Here is a 5,686-nt window from a genome sequence, read left to right on the forward strand (position 1 = left end):
TCTCTTTTATTTCAAATGCGAACGTCTCTTCATTTATTACATATCCATTCGGCGCTATTGTTTCTTTATACGTGTATTTTCCGTATGGCAGTTTGAATTTCGCTATACCTTTTTCATCCGTTTTCCCTTTTACTACTTCTTTCCCTTGTTCGTTGTAGATTGTAAATTCTGCGTTCGGTAATTTTGTATTCCCATCCGCTACATCTACTTTCGTTATTTCTAATTCACCTTTTACATTTTCATTTTTCAGCTCTAATACAGCAGTTTCACCAGTTTTCACTTCAATTTTTTTAACACTTCCGTTTAACACATATCCAGCTGGCGCTTGAATTTCTTTGACGCTATATATACCGATTGGAAGATTACCTAACTCCGCAATCCCCTTATCATTAGTCTTAACATTTTGTTTAAAGTTTTCATTAGAAACTTCAAACACCGCTCCTTTTAATACTTCCTTTTTTTCTCCTAATTTCATAATCTTTAAAGATCCTACTGATTCCCAATTTACAACTAAATCTGTACTGATTTTCTCACTATTTCTTTGTAACAATACCGTTGTATTTTGAACTTTTTCTGATCCTTTAAAAGCTATTGCTTGTAAATTTGTTAAAGTAGACTTCACTTTCATCTTAAAGTTACCACTACTCGTATTTTTCGGGATTAAAATTTTGAATTTTTCGTTAATTAATAACGTGCTTTTCTCTTCTCCATTTTCATTTACAATTCGAAGCCCTTTAGGAGCATTTTCAGGAACAATTGTATAAGAGCCAGAAACCGCATTTGTTTGCACTGCATAAAATCCTGTTTCTAAATAATCACCATTTTGTGTAGCAGTTTGCGGATCTACAGGATTAACTTTAAAGAATGTATCTTGTGATCCAGTTTCTTTTTTTGAAGCCTCTACTAAACGCTTCATAAGATTATGTACACGTTCATTTTTTGCAACTAAATCTTCTTCCGTTAATTCATTTGCTGCAATCCATACTGCTAATTGTGTAGCATAATGCGCTTCTTCCGTTGTCGCTACACCTAATTCAGATGGGCTTTTTTGAGGATATCCATTTAATAAAACACGATATACGGCATCAGATGTTTTCCCCATTTCAGGCAAATCATCCCCATTGGGAGAACGTAAATCAGGCGTTAAACAATACGCAATACTCCCCGAAACCGTTTTAATTATTTCGGTCTTTATTTCACGCTGTTTCGAATTACTATAGCTCCAATCCATCTTATATGTTTCTCTGTTCATTACTTCTGCCTTTACTTGTGGCATTGCAATTCCTAATAAAATAATAAGAGCACTTAAAAAACTAAACCATTTTCCTGCCATCTTTCGTTTCATTCTCTCCACCACCATATATAAATTTCTACATGAATCAATCTTACTGTTTCATTGTACTTATAGTGAAAAAAAGAGAATAGGTGGTTTTTTTGTAGTATCTTGTCGAATTGTTGAGAAAGTTCCAAAGTAATAAGCAACTTTAAAACTGTTTGCTGTCATAGTGCTATTGACAAATAAACATTACATGTTTTCAATTTTCAAACATAATAAAAAAGACACTTTATAAGTGCCTTTTTAACTTACGGAAAACAAATTTCAAACGAATACATATTACTTATCTTTTTCCTTTATCTCCGTCAACAACTCAATCATTTTCTCATTCTGCTCCACTTGTTTCTCTGAATTTTGATAGATGAAACGGACCCATCTTAATATAAAAACAACTATCAATATCGGTAGTAGCGCAATTATCATGCCGAATACCGAGAAATTAGACATCATTTTCCATCACCTCGCTATATACACCTTTCTCCATCCACCCACCAAACCCTTCCATTTTTTACAAATAAAAAAAGAACCTATCAAACGATAGATTCTTCTTTTGCAAACTGAGTAGAACGTCCTCTCGTAATCGAGAAAATCGCACAAAGTAGCGCTAATATAATAAAACCGCCCCCTACCCAAGCGTTATATATAACAGATGATTTTTCAATAACAACTCCACCTACTGTTGAACCGAGCGCAATCCCTAAGTGAAGGGCAGAGTTATTTAAACTTTGCTGAATACCAGCTGATTCCGGTGCAATTTCAATTAAATAATTTTGTTGTGCTGGTGAAATAGCCCAGCTCAGCATGCTCCAAAGTCCCATCATAATAATGAACAGTGGGAATGAGAATGTCATCATTGGCAATAGGAAGATTGCACACGCAAATACGATAATAATTGAGATAATACTTTTCTTCGATCCCCATTTATCAGCAAGCCAGCCTCCGAAGCCGCCCCCAATTACTGCTGCGATTCCGAAGATGAAATAAAATACACTAATCCAATTCGCTTCCACATGCATAACATCTTTTAAAAATGGTGTTAAATATGCATATAGTGTTAAATGACCCGTTAAAAATAAGAACGACGTTAACTGTGCACTGACGATTTTTTTATCTTTTAACGTAGCAATTTGCTCTCTTATTGATAATACCGATGTCGGTGGTACTTTCGTTAAGAATAATGAAATACAAGCGATTGCCATCACTGTTAAGATTGAAATGAGCACAAATGGTGCACGCCATCCATATGCATTTCCGAGCACAAGGCCAAGCGGTACTCCAAGTACAAGTGACCCACTAATCCCCATGAAAATGATTCCAATTGCACGCGCACGAAAATGCGGTTCTACAACGCTAGAAGCAAGTGTTACTGACAGTGCAATAATAAGCGAACCACTCGCCGCACAAATCACCCTTGAGAACATTAACATCCCATAATTCACACTAAATGCTGAAATAATATTTCCGATTAAGAAAATTGATAATGCCCCAACATACAATGTTTTTCTTTCAAATTTCCCTGTTAATGCTAATAAAACAGGACCTGATAAAGCAAATACTACTGAAAATATTGTGATAAGCTGACCAGCTGCACTAATAGATACTCCTAAATCATTGGCAACTAAATCAAGCGTTCCTCCTATAATTAGCTCAACCGTTCCGACTACGAAAGCCGCGATAGCTAAAATATACACACGAAAATTCAAGTCTTTCCCCACGCTTTCTATTTTGGTTACTACGACTATAGTAACCAAAATAGAAGTTGAACACAAGTACAATTTTTTTACAGTAAAAAAAGGGTAGGCGTATTATACGCCTACCCTTCACTCATGATACTTCATTTTTATTCTTCTTATTTAAATACCAATATACCGGCAGCCCCGTAAAGACAATTCCAATGGATAAGAAACAACTTATCGGATCATTGATAATGGCACTACCAATTACAAAGAACGAACCTAAAATCGCAACGATTGGTACGATTGGGAATAACGGTACACTGTATGCACGCTCTTTATTTTTATTACGTTTTCTTAAAATGAAGACACCAATAAACGTCATTACATAGAAAATATAAATAATGAATACGGAAATCTCAGATAGCTTATTCGGATCACTAATAATCATTAAAATAATTCCTAAAATGATTTCAACAGTAATCGCATTTGCTGGTGTTTTAAATCTCGGGCTTTCCTTCGCAATAAACTTAGCAAATGGAAGTTGTCCACGTTCTGCCATCGACATCGGGATACGTGGGAACGTTAAAATCTTTCCATTTAAACAACCAAAAATAGAAACGATAATACCGATACTAATAATTTTCCCGCCATATTCTCCAAGTAGCATGCCTGCAGCTGTCGCTGTTGCATTTTCTCCAAGGTCTACAATTTGTGTTGCTGGTAATACATTCAGTAACGCCAAATTAATTAATACGTAAGCAGCTGTTACAATTAAAATCCCAACTGTCATAGCTTTCGGTAATAACTTTGTTGGATTCTTCATTTCTCCACCAATCGAAGCAAGTAAAATCCAGCCATCATAAGCAAATAACGTTGCTAAAATTGCCATCCCGATACTTTGATTTTCTGATATTGGCACAACTACGTTAAAGATATCGCTATTTCCTTTCCAAAAACCTAACACAACAATTAATACGATTGGAATCATCTTCCCGATTGTCGTAATCGTTTGAACGATACCTCCGTATTTTGTTCCCATACTATTTACAACGCCAAGGAACACAACTGTTCCAATTGCGATTGGTAAATTCCATACTTTATCTAAATAGAAAAAATTAATCATTAAAGAACTAAAGTATAACCCTAATGTTCCAATAATAGCTGGCCCATAAACAATCGTTTGCATCCAGCCTGATAAATATCCCCAAAAACTTCCGTAAATCTCCTCTAAATACGTATACAACCCACCATTTTTCGGGATTTGCGCTCCAATTTCAGCTACTGTTAAACCACTTGCTAACGTTAACAGACCACCAATTACCCAAGCAAGAATCGCCATATTAGAACTCCCCGAGTAATCTAATACGCTGCCTGGTTTCATAAACACACCAGACCCAATAATCGTTCCTACTACGATAGAAAGTGCTACCGTTAAACCAATTTTGTTCTTCTCATCATGATGCATGCTGCGTATCCTCCTTCCAATCCTAGTGTGATGCAAAAATGAAATAAAAAAACACTCCTCCCTAAAAAAGGGACGAGTGTTGTATTCGTGGTTCCACCCTTGTTTCAATTCGTAAAGTAACACACTTCACCAATTTCTCAAGTCTACATAACGGTTTTTGCCGGCAAGCAATTACTAGATGTTCGTTCACTGCTGCAGTTCAGAGGTGGTAATCTATTTTTCCGTATTAGGAAGCTCACAGCCAAAGGCCTCCCTCTCTGAGAATCGTAAAAAATTGATCGTGTCCTCATCATCACTTCTTGATGTCGAATTTTGTAGTTATTGTTCATTATATTGAATTGTTAGAAAAAATCAATATATTTTTTATATAACATATGAAATATTTCTCTTCTTATATTATAACAGAAGTTACGATACTTCTCTAATTCCCTAAAAATGGTATACTCTATATAGGAGGTGCATCAACCATGATTGCTGTTTTTTGTATCATCGCTACATTTCTTTCTGTTCTATTCGCTATCATGTTCAGGTACAAGTATCCTGGTTATAGCATTTTAGCGGTAGCTATTATACCAGCTGTTTCCTTCTACGTATTAGGTAAATATCAATATACGGAAGTGTTTATCGGTTTTGCAATCTTCTACTGCGTCTTTGGATACATACTAACAATGAAAAGAATTTTATTGAATCATTAAAAGGGACCGATTTCTGTCAGCAGAAATCGGTCCTCGCACGTATCTTCCGGTTGCCCACACGAAAGATACGACTTCATTCAATTATTTCTCATCTTTTTTCATAAAAAACTTATGGTGCGGTAAATCAACATTCAATGCCTCTAATTGTTTCTTCTCATTGTCTAAAATCGCTTTTGCTTTTGTTTTTGTTGCCTCATCTAATCCCGCAAAGATGTCTTCATGCTTCTCTTTCTCTGGGAGTTTCACACCTAATTTTGTTAATTCTTCTTTTGCTTGCTCATGCGTTAATTTCCCGGACTTTTCCTGTTCAAAAATAGACATTGCTTTTTCCTTTGTTACTTCATCTAAGTTAGCAAGTATGTCTTTATGCTTACTCTTCTCTGGCATTTTCACGCCTAACTTCGTTAATTCCTCTTTTGCTTGTTCACGTGTTAATTTGCCGGATTTCTCTTGCTCTAAAATTGATTTCGCTTTTTCTTTTGTCGCTTCATCTAATCCCGCAAACATTTCTTTA

Annotated in this window: 4 protein-coding genes, 1 pseudogene and 1 other annotated feature; of the genes and pseudogenes, 1 reads left to right on the forward strand and 4 read right to left on the reverse strand. The window is 35.6% G+C overall.

What is annotated here, in order from left to right; translation table 11 throughout:
• From MR079_RS27355 to MR079_RS27365, 3 genes are all read right to left on the reverse strand, one after another.
• A partial coding sequence (locus tag MR079_RS27355; protein WP_242294999.1) for an MSCRAMM family protein occupies positions 1–1,345 on the reverse strand: 1,345 nt, incomplete at its 3' end.
• 521 nt (positions 1,346–1,866) lie between these two features.
• Positions 1,867–3,051 (reverse strand): MFS transporter, encoded by a 1,185-nt coding sequence (locus tag MR079_RS27360; protein WP_139868252.1) that lies wholly within the window; start codon positions 3,049–3,051, stop codon positions 1,867–1,869.
• Positions 3,052–3,160: 109 nt separating this feature from the next.
• Positions 3,161–4,477, reverse strand: a complete 1,317-nt coding sequence (locus MR079_RS27365) for an APC family permease (RefSeq protein ID WP_001974428.1) — start codon at positions 4,475–4,477, stop codon at positions 3,161–3,163.
• Positions 4,478–4,542: 65 nt separating this feature from the next.
• Positions 4,543–4,779 (reverse strand) — a binding site (T-box leader).
• A 165-nt stretch (positions 4,780–4,944) separates the two neighbouring features.
• Between MR079_RS27365 and MR079_RS27370 the strand changes: the two genes are divergently transcribed.
• Positions 4,945–5,172 (forward strand): hypothetical protein, encoded by a 228-nt coding sequence (locus MR079_RS27370; RefSeq protein ID WP_000562235.1) that lies wholly within the window; start codon positions 4,945–4,947, stop codon positions 5,170–5,172.
• Between the two features lie 81 nt (positions 5,173–5,253).
• Here the strand turns inward: MR079_RS27370 and MR079_RS27375 are convergent.
• Positions 5,254–5,686 (reverse strand): annotated as a pseudogene (locus MR079_RS27375) (hypothetical protein); the annotation flags it as partial.

Source organism: Bacillus cereus group sp. BfR-BA-01381 (assembly GCF_022663555.1).
In the GTDB taxonomy this organism is placed as follows: Bacteria; Bacillota; Bacilli; order Bacillales; family Bacillaceae_G; genus Bacillus_A; species Bacillus_A pacificus.